14 protein-coding genes are annotated in these 18,403 nt (G+C 61.0%); 10 read left to right on the top strand and 4 right to left on the bottom strand.

Annotation, left to right across the window (positions count from 1 at the left end):
- Window positions 1-220: 220 nt before the first annotated feature.
- A complete protein-coding gene (locus tag BWR59_RS29790; protein ID WP_081569248.1) occupies window positions 221-1,606 on the bottom strand; it encodes an MFS transporter in 1,386 nt (461 codons plus the stop codon).
- A 347-nt stretch (window positions 1,607-1,953) separates the two neighbouring features.
- Complete coding sequence (locus BWR59_RS29785) at window positions 1,954-2,895, bottom strand: LysR family transcriptional regulator (RefSeq protein ID WP_081569247.1); 942 nt, start codon at window positions 2,893-2,895, stop codon at window positions 1,954-1,956.
- A 122-nt stretch (window positions 2,896-3,017) separates the two neighbouring features.
- Here BWR59_RS29785 and BWR59_RS29780 point away from each other — a divergent pair, with 122 nt between their 5' ends.
- Together BWR59_RS29780 and BWR59_RS29775 are read left to right on the top strand one after the other, a co-directional pair.
- Window positions 3,018-4,199: a fumarylacetoacetate hydrolase family protein gene (locus BWR59_RS29780; RefSeq protein WP_081569246.1), complete on the top strand. Its 1,182-nt coding sequence runs from the start codon at window positions 3,018-3,020 to the stop codon at window positions 4,197-4,199.
- A gap of 245 nt (window positions 4,200-4,444) precedes the next feature.
- Complete coding sequence (locus BWR59_RS29775) at window positions 4,445-6,229, top strand: IlvD/Edd family dehydratase (RefSeq protein ID WP_081569245.1); 1,785 nt, start codon at window positions 4,445-4,447, stop codon at window positions 6,227-6,229.
- A 3-nt stretch (window positions 6,230-6,232) separates the two neighbouring features.
- Here BWR59_RS29775 and BWR59_RS29770 read toward each other — a convergent pair whose 3' ends face one another.
- The gene (locus tag BWR59_RS29770; RefSeq protein WP_081569244.1) at window positions 6,233-7,141 is read right to left on the bottom strand and encodes a LysR family transcriptional regulator; all 909 of its coding nucleotides are present in this window, start codon (window positions 7,139-7,141) and stop codon (window positions 6,233-6,235) included.
- Between the two features lie 142 nt (window positions 7,142-7,283).
- On the opposite strand from BWR59_RS29770, the gene BWR59_RS29765 reads away from it, so the two are divergent.
- Window positions 7,284-8,573, top strand: a complete 1,290-nt coding sequence (locus BWR59_RS29765; RefSeq protein WP_230982114.1) for an aminotransferase class III-fold pyridoxal phosphate-dependent enzyme — start codon at window positions 7,284-7,286, stop codon at window positions 8,571-8,573.
- Entirely contained in the window at window positions 8,570-10,069 is a 1,500-nt protein-coding gene (locus tag BWR59_RS29760; RefSeq protein ID WP_081569243.1) for an amino acid permease, read from the top strand. The genes BWR59_RS29765 and BWR59_RS29760 overlap by 4 nt, the downstream gene beginning before the upstream one ends.
- A 113-nt stretch (window positions 10,070-10,182) precedes the next feature.
- Here BWR59_RS29760 and BWR59_RS29755 read toward each other — a convergent pair whose 3' ends face one another.
- Window positions 10,183-11,088, bottom strand: a complete 906-nt coding sequence (locus tag BWR59_RS29755; RefSeq protein WP_081569242.1) for a LysR family transcriptional regulator — start codon at window positions 11,086-11,088, stop codon at window positions 10,183-10,185.
- Window positions 11,089-11,195: 107 nt separating this feature from the next.
- Between BWR59_RS29755 and BWR59_RS29750 the strand changes: the two genes are divergently transcribed.
- From BWR59_RS29750 to BWR59_RS29725, 6 genes are all read left to right on the top strand, one after another.
- Complete coding sequence (locus BWR59_RS29750; protein WP_081569241.1) at window positions 11,196-12,203, top strand: zinc-binding alcohol dehydrogenase family protein; 1,008 nt, start codon at window positions 11,196-11,198, stop codon at window positions 12,201-12,203.
- Window positions 12,204-12,319: 116 nt separating this feature from the next.
- Complete coding sequence (gene nfsB / locus BWR59_RS29745) at window positions 12,320-12,976, top strand: oxygen-insensitive NAD(P)H nitroreductase (RefSeq protein WP_081569240.1); 657 nt, start codon at window positions 12,320-12,322, stop codon at window positions 12,974-12,976.
- A gap of 204 nt (window positions 12,977-13,180) precedes the next feature.
- Window positions 13,181-13,423, top strand: a complete 243-nt coding sequence (locus BWR59_RS29740; protein WP_062384761.1) for an exodeoxyribonuclease VII small subunit — start codon at window positions 13,181-13,183, stop codon at window positions 13,421-13,423.
- The gene (gene ispA, locus BWR59_RS29735) at window positions 13,420-14,307 is read left to right on the top strand and encodes a (2E,6E)-farnesyl diphosphate synthase (protein ID WP_081569239.1); all 888 of its coding nucleotides are present in this window, start codon (window positions 13,420-13,422) and stop codon (window positions 14,305-14,307) included. Before BWR59_RS29740 ends, ispA begins: the two co-directional genes overlap by 4 nt.
- A 158-nt stretch (window positions 14,308-14,465) precedes the next feature.
- Window positions 14,466-16,358, top strand: a complete 1,893-nt coding sequence (dxs, locus tag BWR59_RS29730; RefSeq protein ID WP_081569238.1) for a 1-deoxy-D-xylulose-5-phosphate synthase — start codon at window positions 14,466-14,468, stop codon at window positions 16,356-16,358.
- Window positions 16,359-16,488: 130 nt separating this feature from the next.
- Window positions 16,489-18,372: a TonB-dependent receptor gene (locus tag BWR59_RS29725; RefSeq protein ID WP_081569237.1), complete on the top strand. Its 1,884-nt coding sequence runs from the start codon at window positions 16,489-16,491 to the stop codon at window positions 18,370-18,372.
- Window positions 18,373-18,403: the final 31 nt, after the last annotated feature.

Raw genomic sequence — 18,403 nt, 5'->3', positions numbered from 1 at the left:
GCTGATTCTGTCGATTCCAAGAGCGATGCTGGCGCGCCATGAAGAGCCGGCTCCTACCCCGACCGGATATCAGGCATTGGCGAGCTTGCCATCGCGTATGGCGATGGCAGCCAGTCAAAGTGTGTTGGGTGAATCGCCTTGTCGCAGTCCGGCTTGCCGGCGGTGACAGACCGGAGATCGCCACCGCCGGTAAGCCGGACTGCTACAGGAGCGCGCGATATCAAGCCTGTGAGAGCGCGCCGGTCGGGGTAGGAGCCGGCTCTTCATGGCGCGCCAGCATCGCTCTTGGAATCGACAGAATCAGCGCGGCACTGACGAACAAACACGCACCCAACACATAGGTGCCGTTGTTGATATTGCCAGTCAGGTTTTCGGCCACCGCGGTGATCATCGAGCCGGTAAAGCCGGACAGGTTGCCGATGGCGTTGATCATGCCGATCCCCGCCGCCGCTGCAACGCCCGACAGCACAGTGCCTGGCAACGTCCAGTAGATCGGCATCAGGCTCAGCACGCCGGACGCAGAAACGCTGAGGAAGATGATCGACAGCACCACGTTATTGGCGAAGTACGCACTCAGCATCAGCCCGATACCCCCGATGATCGCGGGGATCGCAGCATGCAGACGACGCTCGCCGGTCTTGTTGGAGTGGCGCGCATTGAGGGTCATGGCGATCACCGCGATGCCATACGGAATGGCCGTCAGCAGGCCGATGTCCAGCGGGTTGGAGATCCCGGCGCTCTTGATGATCGACGGCATCCAGAACGCCAGGCCGTAGAAGCCGGTGTTGAACGTCAGCAGGATCAGCACCAGCAGCCACACCCGACCGTTGAAGAACACCTCGCGCAGGTTCGACGCCTTGCCTTTGCTGTCGGTCTGCAGGTTGGCCTTGAGCATGGCTTTCTCTTCGGGCGACAGCCATTTTGCGGCATCGATGTTGTTGGCCATGAACGCCAGCACCACGAAGGCCATGATTACCGACGGAATGCCTTCGATGATCAGCAGCCACTGCCAGCCGGCCATGCCCTGCACGCCTTGCATCTTGGTCATCAGCCAGCCGGAAATCACACCGCCCAGTGTCAGACTGATCGGCATCGCCATCAGGAAGCCAGACATCACCCGGCTTTGACGACGAGTCGGGAACCAGTAGTTGAGGTAAAGGATGACGCCCGGGAAGAATCCTGCCTCACAGATGCCGAGCAGAAAGCGCAGCACATAGAACATGGTTTCGGATTCGATATGGAAAAACTTCGCCAACGGCACGGTGAAGGCCACGGCCATGGAGACGATGGCCCAACTGAGCATGATCCGGGCGATCCAGAAGCGCGCGCCGAAGCGATGCAGCAACAAGTTGCTCGGCACCTCGAAGAGGAAGTACCCCCAGAAGAAGATGCTCGCGCCGAGGGCGTAGATGGTGTTGCTGAATTGCAGGTCATTGAGCATGTCCAGCTTGGCGAAGCCGATGTTCACCCGGTCCAGGTAAGCGGCCATGTAACACAGCAGCAGGACCGGCAGAATGCGCAGGATGACTTTGCGGTAGGTACGATCTTCGAAGCTGGCTTGCCCCGCACCCGAGGGTTCGGGCAGGCGATCGGAAACGGTTTCCATGGTGGGACCTCCAGGCACTCGAACGCGCCTGTATTGTTGTTATGGAGGGTCTAAACACGGAGCGATGTTACCGATAACAACCCAGCCTGACTACCGTAAATACGGGGCGCGACAATGACATGTTTCCATTGATTGATAACTCGGGGTTATCGATCACTGCGAGCGATCTTCGATCTTGCCTGGTATTTGCCATACCCGAAAACCTGTGGGAGGGAGCTGGCTTGCGAAGGCGGCGGATCAGACCCATTGCCAGTGATCGGTCTGGCACACTCGCGGGCAACCTCCCTCCCACTGATAATTTGTCGCTGCCGAATTGAGCGATCAGTTCAGCAGTGCAGTCGAACAAATCACTGACGAGCCACCTGCGCATTCGCCAAAAGGATTTCGGCAAATTCCGACGCGGCACCGAGCAACGGCTCACCTCGGCGGGTAAGGATTCCGTAGTCCTGCGGTGCCAGCTTCAGCGGCGTGTCGAGCACTTTCAGCAGTCCGGTTTCCAGATGCGGCTGGGCCATGGAGGCGGGCAGCATGGCGATCATCGGACCAGACTGCAGCACTTGCAGGAAGGTCTGCATCGAGATGGTGTCGATGGTGTTCTTCGGCGTGGCGATCCCGGCTTGCGCAAACGCCTGCTCCATGCGCGCTCGGATAGGCGTACCCACCGGATAGAGAATCCACGGCCACTTGCCCAGCTCCTGCAACGGCGCCTCGTCCAGCTCGGTCAGCGGATGACGGCTGTTGACCACCATGCAGAACGGCTCCGGGGCCAGTGCCTGGAAGTCATAGACCTGCTGCTGATTCTCATTGGTGTAGCGCGCCACGGCCAGGTCGAGCTTCTTGTCGTCGAGCATTTCCATCAGGTGGTCGCTGGTCTGCTCCACGATCTCGATGGACAACAGCGGCCAGCGCTGCTTCAACTGAACGATCGCATCCGGCAGCACCACCGCCGTGGCCGCGAAGATCGCGCCAACCTTGAGAAACCCGTGCCCGCCTTCGCGCAAGCTGCTGATCTGATCGACGAACTTGTTCGCGTCGTTCAGGGCTATCTGCGCATAACGCACTACATGCTCACCCAACGCAGTCGGGGGCATATTGCGCGGCAGGCGTTCGAACAGATCGAAACCCAGCAAGCGCTCGATCTCGCGCAGCATCTTGCTCACGGCCGGCTGGCTGAGGTTCATGTGCAGTGCGGCGGCGTGCATGTTGCGGGTGCGAGCCAGGGTGTCGATCAGCACCAGATGCTTGAACTTCAGCCAGTTGCAGACCGTCGAGAAGGAAATGTCGGACATGGTAAGCAGCCTCAATTGCGATAACCCAGTGTTATCGATAATTGAACAGATGTCATTGGAGTTTATCGGCGTCGCTGATTAGGGTCGGCAGGAAAAGCATAAAAACCTTCGAGGATCGCGCCATGCCTGTTCAACTCACCCCTGAAAACACTTTGCCAGCCGATGGCCTGAACGGCACGCTGATCGGCCGCGCCTGGGTGCCCGGCAGCGTCAGCGGGCCTTCGCCTGTCGTGCTGCGCAGCGACGGGGTGTTCGATCTGTCGGCCAGGTTCGCAACCCTGAGCGAGCTGCTTGAATCCGAATCGCCGCTCAAGGCTGTGCGCGAAACCCAAGGCACCCTGATCGCCAGTGTCGAAGAACTACTGGCCAACTCGACCGCCAATCCTGACACCCGCAAGCCATTCCTCCTCGCCCCCGCCGACCTGCAAGTGATCAAGGCCGCTGGCGTGACCTTCGCCGCGAGCATGATCGAGCGCGTGATTGAGGAGCAGGCCGCAGGCGACCCGGCCAAAGCCGAAAGCGTGCGGGCCATCGTGCACAACGCCATCGGCGACAACCTGCGCAGCATCAAGCCGGGTTCGGAGCAGGCCAGCAAACTCAAGGCGCTGCTGATCGAGCAAAAAATGTGGTCGCAATATCTGGAAGTCGGCATTGGTCCGGATGCGGAAATCTTCACCAAGGCTCCGGTGCTCGCTGCGGTGGGCAGTGGTAGCCAGATCGGTATCCACCCGAAATCGGAGTGGAATAACCCGGAACCGGAAGTGGTGCTGGCGGTGAACAGTCGCGGCCAGATCCGTGGCGCGACGCTGGGTAATGACGTCAACCTGCGCGACTTCGAAGGCCGCAGTGCCCTGCTGTTGAGCAAGGCGAAAGACAACAACGCCTCGTGCTCCATCGGTCCGTTCATTCGCCTGTTCGACGAGACCTTTTCGATGGACGACGTGCGTAATTGCGTGGTCGATCTGCAGGTGAAAGGCGAGGACGGCTATGTGATGAAGGGCTCCAGTTCGATGTCGCAAATCAGCCGCGACCCGGAAGACATCGCAGCGCAAACCCTGAACGCCAACCACCAGTATCCGGACGGCTTCCTGCTCTACCTCGGCACCCTCTTCGCCCCGACCGAGGATCGCGATCATGTTGGCGGCGGTTTCACCCACAAGCTCGGGGATCAGGTCAGCATCAGCAGTCGCCTGCTCGGCGGCCTGCATAACGAAGTGACCCACAGCAGCCAGGCAACGCCCTGGACATTCGGGGTCGGGTCGTTGATTCGTAACCTGGCAGCTCGGGATCTGCTGTCTCGTTGAGGTAAATCCTCCCCCACAGCGACACACCCGTGGGAGGGAGCTTGCTCGCGAAGGCGCCATAACAGTTACGTCAATGGCGACTGATTCAATACGTTCGCGAGCAAGCTCCCTCCCACATAGCCCGGGCCAGGCGCTAACTCCCCGTCACACCCGATATCCCGGTGGTTTACAAATGTGAGTTTCAGGGTCAATGTTACCGATAACAGATCGCTGCAGCACACCTAATTCCAAGAGAGACCCGAACCATGTCCGATACGCCTAAACGCCCCCTGCGCAGCCAGCAATGGTTCGACGATCCCGACCACGCCGACATGACCGCGCTCTACGTCGAGCGCTATATGAACTACGGCCTGACCCGCGAAGAATTGCAATCCGGGCGCCCGATCATCGGCATCGCCCAGACCGGCAGCGACCTTGCGCCGTGCAATCGTCATCACCTGGAACTGGCGCAGCGAGTCAAGGCAGGGATTCGTGACGCAGGCGGGATTCCTATGGAGTTCCCCGTCCACCCTATGGCCGAGCAGACGCGCCGCCCTACCGCCGCACTGGATCGCAACCTCGCCTATCTGGGCCTGGTCGAGATCCTTCATGGCTACCCCCTCGATGGCGTTGTACTGACCACCGGCTGCGACAAAACCACCCCGGCCTGCCTGATGGCCGCTGCCACCACGGATTTACCAGCAATCGTGCTGTCCGGCGGGCCGATGCTCGACGGTCGTCACAAAGGCGAGTTGATCGGCTCCGGCACCGTGCTCTGGCATGCGCGCAATCTGCTGTCGGCAGGCGAGATCAATTACGAAGGTTTCATGGAAATGACCACTGCCGCGTCGCCATCGGTGGGTCACTGCAACACCATGGGCACTGCGCTGTCGATGAACGCATTGGCCGAAGCGCTGGGCATGTCATTGCCCGGTTGCGCAAGCATTCCCGCGGCCTATCGCGAGCGCGGCCAGATGGCCTACATGACCGGCAAACGCATTTGTGACCTGGTGCGTGAGGACGTTCGCCCGTCGCAGATCATGACCCGTGAAGCGTTCGAAAACGCGATTGCCGTGGCGTCGGCACTGGGGGCCTCAAGCAACTGCCCGCCACACCTGATCGCCATCGCCCGGCACATGGGTGTCGAGTTGAGTCTGGACGACTGGCAGCGCATCGGCGAAGACGTGCCGTTGCTGGTCAACTGCATGCCTGCCGGGAAATATCTGGGCGAAGGCTTCCACCGCGCGGGCGGCGTACCGGCGGTGATGCATGAACTGCAAAAAGCCGGAAAGCTGCATGAGGAGTGCGGCTCGGTGTCAGGCAAGACCATTGGCGAAATCGTGCGCAATGCCGTTGCCCAGGACGCCGACGTGATTCGCCCTTACGAAGACCCGCTCAAGCACCGCGCCGGTTTTATCGTGCTCAGCGGCAACTTCTTCGACAGCGCGATCATGAAGATGTCGGTGGTCGGCGAAGCCTTCCGCAAGACCTATCTTTCGGAGCCGGGCGCAGAGAATAGCTTCGAAGCGCGAGCGATCGTCTTCGAAGGGCCCGAGGACTACCACGCCCGCATCAACGACCCGTCGCTGGACATCGACGAGCGCTGCATTCTGGTGATTCGCGGCGCGGGCACGGTGGGTTATCCGGGCAGCGCGGAAGTGGTGAACATGGCACCGCCAGCGGAGCTGATCAAACGCGGCATCGATTCCCTGCCATGCCTTGGGGATGGTCGCCAGAGTGGCACCTCTGCCAGCCCGTCGATCCTCAACATGTCGCCGGAAGCAGCCGTGGGCGGAGGGCTGGCGCTGCTGAAAACCAACGACCGCCTGCGCGTGGACTTGAACAACCGCAGCGTCAACGTGTTGGTCAGCGACGAAGAAATGGCCGAACGCCGCGCGCAGTTCGAGCCGAAAATGCCTGCTTCGCAGACGCCGTGGCAAGAGCTGTATCGCCAGCTGGTCGGACAGTTATCCACAGGCGGCTGTCTGGAGCCTGCGACGTTGCATCTGCGAGTGATCGCACGCAGTGGCGAGCCTAGGCACTCGCACTAAACATTACAATGCTACCCCTGCCGCCATCTCCCGCGCCACCTCCTGAGCCAATTCAGCGAAGTGGCGCGCGGCCAGACTCGGTTCGCCGGGCAAGGCGATCGCCACCTTGCACAAGGGCATATCGCGGATCACCGGAAATGCCAGGCCCGGGCGGCTGTAGAAGCGCGCGGTGGACGATGCGGTGATACTGATGCCGCGTTTGGACGCCACGGCCTGCAGCTCGCTTTCCACGGTAGAGGCTTCGTGCACCACGCGGGCGCTTTCGCTGTTGCGGTAAATGTCCCCAGTCCAGTAACTGCGCCATGCGCCCTGTCCCGGTGCGGCGACAATGGGCTCGTCGAGAAGGTCGTAGATGCTCACCGTGTCGGCGCTGGCCAGTCGATGGCCGCACGGCAGGCAGGCTACGCAGGGTTCTTCCACCAGAGTGATAAGCTCCACGTTCGCCGACTCGATGGGCGGGCGCAGCACCGACACGTCCATGCCTTCATCGATTCCCGCATGGGGCGAGGCGAAGTCGAATTCCTTGACCACCACGTTCACGTCGGGAAAGCGCTCGGCGTAGGCGCTGAGAATCTGCGGCATCAGGTCCACACCCGCACCGATGAGAAAACCCACCTTGAGCGAGCCGCGCAGTCCTGAAGCGTGATCCCGCGCGGTCTGTGCCAGATGATCGATACGCCGCAGGATTTCCTGGGCCTCCTCCAACAGAGCCGCACCCGCTTCTGTCAGCGCCACATGACGCGTGCTGCGCACGAACAGCTGTACATCGAGCAGGCTTTCGAACTGACGAATGCTTTGTGACAGCGCCGGCTGTGACACATGCAGCCGCGTCGCCGCGCGAATGAAGCTCAGTTCCTCACCCACCGTCACGAACGCCTTGAGCAGGCGGATATCCATTGCCGACGTCTGCACAACCCCTCCTTATCGCGGCCTGACTCATAAGGCAGGCCAATGAATCCAACGCAAATCCGTCTTTCTAAAGTGCGCCACGTGCGGTCTAGGATGAAGCCACTCGACGCGACGAGCTTCCCCGATCCACGCACTGGAGAAAGACATGAACACAATGAATACAAACACTCTTTCGAATGAAGCAATTGTCGCGCCAGCGAAAAAGATCAATCTGGTGAAGGCCCGTGGCTCGCTGGTATGGGACGATACCGGCAAGGAATACATCGACTGCACCGCTCAGGCCTGGTCGAACAATCTGGGTGCAAACGACCCACGCGTGGTCGAAGCCGCCATCGCTCAATTGCGGGACATGACACACATCCGGCCGAACTTCGGCTCGGCGGCGCACACACGCCTGGTGTCGAAGTTGCGAGAGGTCTCCCCAGCGTCGCTGAACCAGATGGGTTTTGCCCTTCACGGCAGTCTAGCCGGTGAAATGGCGATGAAGCTCGCCTTCAAGAACAACCCCAAAGCCCAGAACCTGATCGTGCTGCAGGACGGGTATCACGGTCGCTCGCTCGCCACACTGGGCGCCAGCTGGCCACATCCGAACAACCCGTTCCTGCCTATCCAGCCACGTTTCACCCGCGTGCCACATCCTTATCCGTATCGCACCCGAATGGGCATGGACCCGGAAGCCGAATCGCAACTCTGTCTGGCGTTGCTCGAAGAAACGATTCTCAAGGGTGTGGACGGCGCCGTGGCGGCGATCATGATGGAGCCGATTCAGGGCAACGGCGGCCACATCGAGTTTCCACGTTCGTACTACAAAGGCGTGCGCGACATCTGCGATCGTCACGGCATCCTGATGATCTTCGACGAAGTCCAGACTGGCTTCGGTCGCATGGGCACCATGTGGGCTGCGGACTATTACGACATCGTTCCGGACATCATCGTTTTCGGCAAAGGCGTCGGCGGTGGTTTCCCGCTGGCAGGCATTCTGGCCCGAGATGACCTGAAGTGGTTCGACGAAGGCGAAGAAGCACTGACCTTCGGCCATTTTCCGGTTTCGCTGGCAGCCGGTCACGCCACGGTGGAAGCGATCGTGGCCGATGGCTTGTGTGAGAAGGCGCGGCTGTCGGGCGAGTACGCCACTGAACGCCTGCTTGAAATGCGGCAGCGACATCCGTTGATTGGCGATGTGCGCTGCCCTGGCCTGATGGTGTCCGTGGAACTGGTGAAGGATCGCACCACCAAAGAGCCGGCCCGCCGCGAGTCACAAGAGGTCTATCGCCTCGGTGTCGAGCGCGGCGTACTGTTCGGAGAAAGCCGTTACGCCGGTCTCGGCAATCTGATCAAGGTCAAACCTCCTCTGGACATCGAACGAGCACAGCTGTCGCGCGCTCTGGATGTGCTGGACGAAATCATCGGCATCATCGAGGAGCAACGGGCATGACAGCATCCATTGAAAGCAAACTCGCTGTCGATGCCCAACCTCGCAGCGACCTGCCGCTGTCCAGCGATGATGCCGACCTCGCCGCGCTTGGCTACGAACAGAAGATGCACCGCACGATGGGGTCGTTCACCTCTTTCGCGCTGGCGTTCTCGATGGTCTCGATCAACACCGGGGTGGTCACGCTGTTCTCCGATCCGTTCACGCGGGTCGGCGGCATCGGCATTCTGCTCTGGCTGTTAGTGATCCCGCTGGTGGGCTGCATAGTGCTGGTCTACTCCCATTTGGCCGGGCGCATTCCATTGACCGGCTACGCCTATCAATGGTCCAGCCGTCTGGCAGGCAATCACTTCGGCTGGTTCACCGGCTGGGTGGCGTTCATTTCCTTCGTGGCCGGTACGGCAGCAACGTCGGCGGCCATCGGCAGCGTGTTCGCGCCGGAGATCTGGCCTAACCCGACGCAAGGACAGATTCAGGGCCTGAGCATCGGCGCAACATTGGTGGTCGGCGTGCTCAATGTCTGCGGCATACGGCTGGCCACGCGGATCAATGACATCGGCGCGATCATCGAAATCATCGGCACGGTGCTGTTGGCCGTGGCGCTGTTCTTCGGGGTGTTTTTCTTCTTCGAGCACACTCAGGGCGTGGCAATTCTGACATCGGCGCAAGCAGTCAGCGGTGAACCCGTCAGCTTCTCCACGCTGGCACTGGCGACGTTGCTGCCGGTCTCGGTGCTACTGGGTTGGGAAGGCGCCGCAGATCTGGCCGAAGAAACCAAAGACCCACGCCGCAGCGCGCCTCGAGCAATGATTCGCGCCGTGGTGGTGTCCAGCGTGTTGGGCTTTGTCGTGTTCGCGCTTCTGGGCATCGCGATTCCGGGCTCGGTAGGCGATCTGTTCGCGCAGTCGGAAAACCCGGTGATCAACATCGTGCGCCTGCAACTGGGCAACTTCGCCGGCAGCGTAATGATCGTCATCGCATTCGCCTCGATCCTGGCCTGCCTGATCGCCAACATGGCCGTGGCCACGCGGATGACTTTCGCCCTTTCGCGGGACAACATGCTGCCCGGATCCAAGGCGCTGTCCAAGATCAACCCGCATTTCGGTACGCCGGTTGGTGCCATCTTGCTGATCACCCTGATTGCGGTGTTGCTCAACCTGGCCAGCGGCGGTTTCGTCAAAGCGATCTACTCGATGGTGGGGCTCACGTATTACTGCACCTACCTACTGACCCTGATCGCAGCGTTTATCGCCTACCGCAAAGGCAGCATGCCTGACGCACCCAAGGGCGTGTTCAGTCTGGGTCGCTGGCTGTTGCCGATGATTCTGCTGGGTGGCCTGTGGGCGTTGGGGGTGATCCTGACGTTGAGCCTGCCGGAGGAGAACCACGTCGCCGCCCTGACTACCGGGATCACCCTGGCGGTGGGGGCTGCCTGGTGGCTGGTGTCGTTGCGTGGACGGCTGAACAGCGGCACGGCCGGGCCGAGCATGAAGCGCTAAATCTGGGGGAGCCGGCGCACGGGTGAATGCAGAGTGTCAGGTTGCAGGCGGTTCTCTGACCTGACTCTTTCGCCAGCAAGCCGGCTCCCACAAATGCGCTGTTCGCAGGCCATTTACAGCAACTTCGGCAAGCCCTTCTCCATGTCGACGAACCGGCTTTTGAGCATCGAGTGCAGTTGCTGCACCGCAGGCGAGAATTGCTTGCGGTGTGGATACACCAGATTCAGCGGCGCGGGTTCGCCTGGATAATCCGGCAACAGCAGCTCCAGCCGCCCTGCCAGCACATCATCCCGCACGTCCACCCATGATTTATAAGCGATGCCCTCGCCCGCCACGGCCCAGCGGCGGACCAGATCGGCATCGTCCGTGAGCAGCGGTCCCGACACCGTAAATATGCGCGCACCCACCGGCCATTTGTCATAGACCCGGCCGTTGAGGATGTACAGCAAACAGTCATGACGCAACAGATCGTCCGATGTCAGCGGTCGCCCTTTGCGCGCCAGATAGTCAGGCGACGCCACCAGCACCCGGCGGTTATAAGGTGCGAGCGGCAAGGCAATGTAATTGGCGTCTTCGATAACGCCGCTGCGAATGGCCACGTCCACAGGATCGCGGAACATGTCAGCCACCTGGTCCGAGACGAACAATCGCAGGTTCAGCGCAGGATGCTGTCGGCGGAAATCCGTCATCCATTCCAACAATACGTTGCGTCCCAAATCCGAAGGCGCCGCAACCTGCAAGGTGCCTTGCAGTTCGGCGCTCTCGCGACGCAGTTTTTCCCGGCCGTCGCGCAGCGTATCGAGCACGGTCTTGGCGGTCGGCAGGTACTGCTCGCCCTCGGCGGTCAGGCGCAGGCTGCGGGTCGAACGGGCGAACAGGCGAATATCCAGTTCTCGCTCCAGACGCTTGATGGCAGCGGCGACCTGGCCCGGCAGCAAATCCACTTCCCGCGCTGCGTTGGAAAAGCTGCCCAGCGCAGCCGTACGGACGAAAAGCGCCAGATCATCGATGCGGATCATTTTCACTCCAGCTGTGAAAGTGTTGACGCATTGTGCGGGTTTTTCTTGTCGGTAGAGAAGAACAAGATAGGCCCAACTTTTAGCCATTGCCTTCAAGAGAGAACGCCATGAAAGCCATTGCCTTCACCCAGCACGGTCTGCCCATCGAAGATCCGAAATCGCTGATGGACATGGACCTGCCCAAACCTGCTCCCGGGCCCCGGGATCTGCTGATCGAGGTGCGCGCCATTTCGGTCAACCCCGTGGACACCAAGATCCGCGCAGGCTCGGCCGCCACCGAACCGAAAGTGGTGGGTTGGGACGCGGTCGGCATCGTTCGCGAAGCCGGCAACGAGGTGACGTTGTTCAAGGCCGGTGACGAGGTGTTCTACGCCGGGTCCATCGCCCGCCCCGGCAACTACAGCGAGTTTCACCTCGTGGACGAGCGCATCGTCGGCCGCAAACCGAAATCGATCGACAACGCTCATGCTGCCGCGCTGCCGCTGACTTCTATTACGGCCTGGGAGTTGTTGTTTGACCGCCTTGGCGTAAAAGAAGGTGGCGGCGAAGGCGACAGCCTGTTGATCATCGGCGCTGGCGGTGGTGTGGGATCGATCCTGGTTCAACTGGCACGCCAACTGACCAAATTGACCGTCATCGGCACTGCCTCTCGCCCGGAAACCCGCGAGTGGGTCAAAGACCTCGGCGCCCATCATGTGATCGACCACAGTCAGCCGCTGGTGGAGCAACTGCAAAAGATCGGCGTCGGCCAGGTCAGCCACGTCGCGAGCCTGACTCACACCGACAGCTACTTTGCGCAGTTGATCGAAGCCCTGCGCCCCCAAGGCAAACTGGCGCTGATCGACGACCCGAAAACCCTCGACGTGGTGCCGATGAAGCGCAAGGCGCTGTCGCTGCACTGGGAGCTGATGTTCACTCGCTCGCTGTTCGAGACCCCGGACATGATCGCCCAGCACGAACTGCTCAATCGCGTTTCCCTGCTGATCGACCAAGGCGTGCTGAAGACCACTCTGGGCGAGCGCTTCGGCACCATCAACGCCGAAAACCTGCGCCGCGCCCATGCCGTGATCGAAAGCGGCAAGGCCAAGGGCAAGATCGTGCTGGAAGGTTTCTGAACCAACTGTTCATCCAGGTTGTTGCATGTGAAGATCGGCGCCCCCTCGGCGCCGGCTTCCGGCTGCGCCTGCCACTTCGTTTTCAGCTTCGGCCGCTTTAACTCAGGAGATCAACCGTGCAACTCACCGCACTCGCCAAATCCCGCTACACCACCAAGGCCTACGACAACAGCCGCAAGATCCCACAGGAAACTATCGACATTCTGCTCGACCAGCTGCGCCACAGCCCGTCTTCGGTGAACTCGCAGCCGTGGCATTTCGTCGTCGCCTCTGACGAGCAAGGCAAGGCGCGTGTGGCGAAAGGCGCTGAAGGTGGTTTCGTCTATAACGAAGCCAAGATCCTCAATGCTTCCCACGCGATCGTTTTGTGCACCCGCACCGAAATGACTGAAGAACACCTGCAAGCGTTGCTGGCGCAGGAAGAGCGTGACGGTCGTTTCGATGGCGCCGCTGACGCCATGGCCGGCCAGGACAAAAGCCGTCGCGGCTATGTGAACCTGCACAAGCATGACCAGAAAGACGTCCAGCACTGGATGGAAAAGCAGACCTATCTGGCGCTGGGCACGCTGTTGCTGGGCGCCGCTTCGCTGGGTCTGGACGCAACGCCGATGGAAGGGTTCGACTTCAAGAAACTCGACAGCGAACTGGGCCTGCGCGAGAAAGGTTTCACCAGTCTGGTGATCGTCGCGCTGGGCTATCGCAGCGAAACCGACTTCAACGCCAAACTGCCCAAGTCGCGCCTGCCGGCTGAGACAGTGTTTACTTATCTGTAAATCTGTAATGCCGCAGCAGCACGGCTTGCCGGCGGGATCGTTCTTGAGGACGCCACCGCCGGCAAGCCGTTCTGCTACGCAGTGAAGTCGCTGGCGAGCGGTTGTTTGACGCTAACCACCCATTCCGCCCGGCACCTCTCATTTGCCCCAATGCCCTCGCTCTGCTAGTGTCGCGCCGGTTTAACGTCTACCGGGATAGCCGCCATGGCCCGCAAGAAAGCTGCACTGGATTTCGAACAGTCCCTCACGGATTTGCAAACGCTGGTCGAGCGTCTGGAGAACGGCGAGCTGTCGCTGGAAGATTCGTTGACCGCTTTTGAACAGGGGATTCGCCTGACCCGCGAGTGCCAGAGCGCACTGGCGCAGGCCGAGCAGAAGGTCCAGGTGTTGCTGGAGCGCGATGGCGAATTGGCCGAGGAACCCTTCGACGCGGAACAGCCCGAATGATCGCCGAGTATCAGGCCCTTAGTCAGGCTCGCGTCAATGCGGCGCTGGACAGCCTGTTCGACGCCCCCGCCCCCGAACTCACCCGCCTTTACGCCGCCATGCGCTACAGCGTCACCAATGGCGGCAAGCGCGTGCGCCCGTTGTTGGTCTACGCCGCGTGCGAGGCCTTGGGCGGTAACGCCGAAAAGGCCAATGGCGCAGCCTGCGCCGTCGAGCTGATCCACGCCTATTCGCTGGTGCACGACGATCTGCCCGCCATGGATGACGACGATCTGCGTCGCGGCCTGCCTACCACTCACAAAGCCTTCGATGAAGCCTGCGCGATTCTCGCCGGTGACGGCCTGCAAAGTCTGGCGTTCAGCGTACTGACCGACAGCAAGCTGACCCCGCAGGACGCCGACACCCGCCTGAAGATGGTCGCCACCCTCGCCCACGCCGCAGGGCCTGCGGGCATGGTCGGCGGGCAAGCCATCGATCTGGGCTCGGTGGGTCTGAAGCTTGATCAGAAGGCGCTGGAATTCATGCACCGGCACAAGACCGGCGCGCTGATCGAGGCCAGCGTCAAGCTGGGAGCCCTCGCCAGCGAACATGCCTCTCAGGATCAGCTGAACGCCCTGCAGATCTACGCCCGCGCCGTCGGCCTGGCGTTTCAGGTGCAGGACGACATCCTCGACGTCGAAAGCGATACCGCCACCCTCGGCAAACGCCAGGGCGCCGACATCGCCCGCGACAAGCCGACCTACCCTGCGCTGCTGGGCCTGGAAGAGGCCAAGCATTACGCGCTGGAACTGCGTGATCAGGCGCTGGTGGCTCTGCGACCTTTTGACGCTGCAGCGGAGCCGCTTCGCGCTTTGGCGCGTTATATCGTCGAACGCCGCAACTAAGCGCAGGTCATAGACCTTGATCAGGTGCGGCGCCCCAGCGGTCCGCCCCGGTTATCAACACCAACGTCATCATCTGAACATCGGTTTGCAGCCCTTCGTGTGCAGCTTGCGATGCATCAGGTAAACTGCCGCCTCTTTTACTTATAACGATTCGCCTGATGCCCACGACGTTCAAAGAGATTCCCCGCGAGCGCCCGTCCACGCCCCTGCTCGACAAGGCAGCGACGCCGGATGGCCTGCGCCGGTTAGGTGAAGCAGAGCTCGAAGCCCTGGCTGATGAACTGCGCCTGGAGCTGCTCTATACCGTTGGCCAGACCGGAGGACACTTCGGTGCCGGTCTTGGCGTCATTGAGCTGACCGTTGCCCTGCATTACGTCTTCGATACCCCCGACGACCGGCTGGTCTGGGACGTCGGCCATCAGGCGTATCCGCACAAGATCCTCACCGGTCGCCGCGAAAAGATGTCGACCCTGCGCCAGAAAGGCGGCGTGGCGGCGTTCCCGCGTCGCAGCGAGAGCGAGTACGACACCTTTGGCGTCGGCCACTCCAGCACGTCCATCAGTGCCGCCCTGGGCATGGCCATTGCCGCGCGCCTGCAAGGCAGCGAGCGCAAGTCCATTGCCGTTATCGGTGACGGCGCGCTGACGGCCGGCATGGCCTTCGAGGCGTTGAACCACGCCCCCGAAGTCAACGCCGACATGCTGGTGATCCTCAACGACAACGACATGTCGATCTCGCGCAACGTCGGCGGGCTGTCGAACTATCTGGCGAAGATTCTTTCCAGCCGCACCTACGCGAGCATGCGCGAAGGCAGCAAGAAAGTGCTGTCGCGTCTGCCGGGTGCGTGGGAAATCGCCCGTCGCACCGAGGAATACGCCAAAGGCATGCTGGTCCCCGGCACCCTGTTCGAAGAACTGGGCTGGAACTACATCGGTCCTATCGACGGCCACGACCTGCCGACCCTGATCGCTACCCTGCGCAACATGCGCGACCTCAAAGGTCCGCAGTTCCTGCATGTGGTCACCAAAAAGGGCAAAGGCTTCGCACCTGCCGAGGTCGACCCGATCGGCTACCACGCGATCACCAAGCTCGACCCGCTGAATGCTCCCGCCGCCGCGCCGAAAAAGGCCAGTGGTCCGAAGTACTCCGGTGTGTTCGGTCAGTGGCTGTGCGATATGGCCGACGCCGACGAGCGTCTGGTGGGTATTACCCCGGCCATGAAGGAAGGCTCTGATCTGGTGGCGTTCAGCGAACGCTATCCGGACCGTTATTTCGACGTGGCCATTGCCGAGCAACACGCCGTAACGTTGGCGGCGGGTATGGCCTGTGAAGGCGCCAAGCCTGTGGTGGCGATTTATTCGACCTTCCTTCAGCGCGGTTACGATCAACTGATCCACGACGTCGCGGTGCAGAACCTCGACGTGCTGTTCGCAATCGACCGCGCAGGGCTTGTAGGCGAAGACGGCCCGACCCACGCTGGCAGCTTCGATTTGTCCTATCTGCGCTGCATCCCCGGCATGCTGGTGATGACACCGAGCGACGAGAACGAGCTGCGCAAGATGCTCAGCACCGGCCATCTGTTCAACGGCCCGGCCGCCGTGCGTTATCCGCGTGGCACCGGCCCGAACGCCGTGATCGACAGCAGCCTGGAGCCGCTGGAAATCGGCAAGGGCATCGTCCGTCGTCAGGGCAGCAAAGTGGCGATGCTGGTGTTTGGCGTGCAATTGGCCGACGCGCTTAAAGTCGCTGAAAAACTCGATGCGACCGTAGTCGACATGCGCTTCGTCAAACCACTGGACGAGGCGTTGGTACGCGAAATGGCCGCCAGCCACGACCTGCTGGCGACCATCGAAGAAAACGCCATCATGGGCGGTGCCGGTGCCGCAGTCAGCGAGTTTCTGGCGCGGGAGAACATTCTCAAGTCAGTGCTGCACCTGGGCTTGCCGGATGTCTACGTCGAACACGCAAAGCCGGCGCAAATGTTGTCCGAATGCGGGCTGGATGCGGACGGGATCGAAGCTTCGATCACCGAGCGTTTGCAGAAGATCTAACCCCTGATCGTTCCCACGCTCTGCGTGGGAATGCATCTCCTGACGCTCCGCTTCATTCTGCGCTGGACGCAGAGCGCCCGGGGCAGCGTTACCACGCGGAGCGTGGGAACGATCACTGAAACGAACGAACATGAACCTGCACCGCCTCGCCTTTACCCTATCGCTGCTTCCCATCACTCAAGCCTTCGCCGATCTGCCTGATCGTGAGCAAGCCCTGAAACTGTCAGACGTTGTCATCAGCGCCAACCGCCAGGTCGAGCAGCGCGACGCCAGCACGGCGGCCAATACCGTTTTTACCCGCGATGACATAGAGCGCCTGCAGCCGACCAGCGTGACCGATCTGCTCAATCGCGTCCCTGGCGTTCAGGTTGCGCCAAGCGGCGGGCGCGGCAGCTTGCCGGGGATCTATATTCGCGGGACCAAGGCCGCGCAAAGTCTGGTGCTGGTCGACGGCCAACGCATCGCCAACGCCACCTCCGCCGACAGCGCCTTGCAGTACCTCAACATCGAACAAATCGAACGAGTGGAAGTCCTGCGCGGTTCGCGTTCGGTCATTTACGGGGCTGATGCGATTGGCGGTGTGATCCAGATCTTCACTCGACGTGGCGCGGAGCAAGGCCTGCAGGCGCGGCTGCACAGCGGGTTCGGCAATCGTGATACCTGGCAGCAGAGCCTGGGATTATCTGGCGGCGACGAGCAAACCCACTTCAATCTCAGCACCAGCCTCGATGAAACCGCCGGCATCGACCGCACCGGCCCTTCCTTCGCCAGTGATGCCGACCACGATGCCTATCGTAACAAGGCCTACAGCCTGAACCTGAGCCACTGGCTGACCGATGATGTGGAAATCGGCTTCAACGCGCTGGATAACAAGGGCAAGACTGAGTTCGACAACCCGTTCGGCCTGTTCGACCCGGTCACCTTCAATAGCGTCGGCCAGCAGCAGTACAGCGATTTCGAGCTGAGCACTCTGGGCACTTACCTGGATGCACGAGTCAACGAAGGCTGGAAAACACGTCTTGAACTTGGCCACAGCGAAAACCGCGAGAAGACCTTCGACAAACTTAGCGACGACCGTTACGTGTTCAACACGTATCGCGACTCGGTGAACTGGCAGAACGACCTGACGCTGGATGAGCGCAACAGCCTGATGCTCGGCGGCGATTGGTACGAAGATCGGGTCAACAGCAGCACACCGTTCGATGAAGAAAGCCGCTGGAACCGCGCTGCGTTCATTCAGCACCGCTACAAGGGCGACGGGTTTTCTACCGAAATTGGCCTGCGGCACGACGATAATCAGCAGTTCGGCAGCGAGAACACCTGGAGCGGCACGCTGACGGTGCCTCTCAACGATGCCAATGACGTGCTGCTGTCCTACAGCGAAGGCTTCCGCGCACCGACGTTCAACGATCTGTATTACCCAGGGTTCAGCAACCCCAATCTCAAGCCCGAGCACTCAAAGAGCTACGAACTGCAATGGCGCAGCCGCCTGAGCGACACCAGCAAGCTCGAAGCCTCGCTGTATCGCACGGACCTAAAAGACGCGATTGCGCTGGACGCTGATTTCGCCCCGCAGAACATTGGATCGGCGCGAATCAACGGTTTTGAGGCATCACTTGAACAGCAACTGTTCGGCTGGACCGGCAAGCTCGGCGCGTCGATCATCGACCCCCGTGATCGCGACACCGGGCACACGCTCAACCGCCGCGCCAGACGCACCGTGAATCTGGACCTGGATCGTCAGTTTGATCGGCTTGGCATCGGCGCCAGCTGGCAAGCGGTCAGCGACAGCTACAACGACGAAGCCAATACCCAGCACATCGGTGGTTATGCGTTGTTCGGTCTGCGCAGCAGCTGGAAGGCGAGTGACGAGGTGAAGCTGGAGTTCAAGCTGGATAACGCGCTGGACAAACGTTACAGCCGCACCTTGTACAGCTTCGATGGCAGCTACTACGGCTACCGGGAAGAAGGGCGGACCTGGATGTTTGGCGTGACCTGGACGCCTGGCCTTTAATCGCGGACAAACCACCTGTGGTAGCAGCTTG

Origin of the sequence: Pseudomonas sp. Bc-h, from assembly GCF_002080045.1 — a bacterium.
Lineage (GTDB): Bacteria > Pseudomonadota > Gammaproteobacteria > Pseudomonadales > Pseudomonadaceae > Aquipseudomonas.
This window is presented reverse-complemented; position numbering and strand designations above follow the sequence as displayed.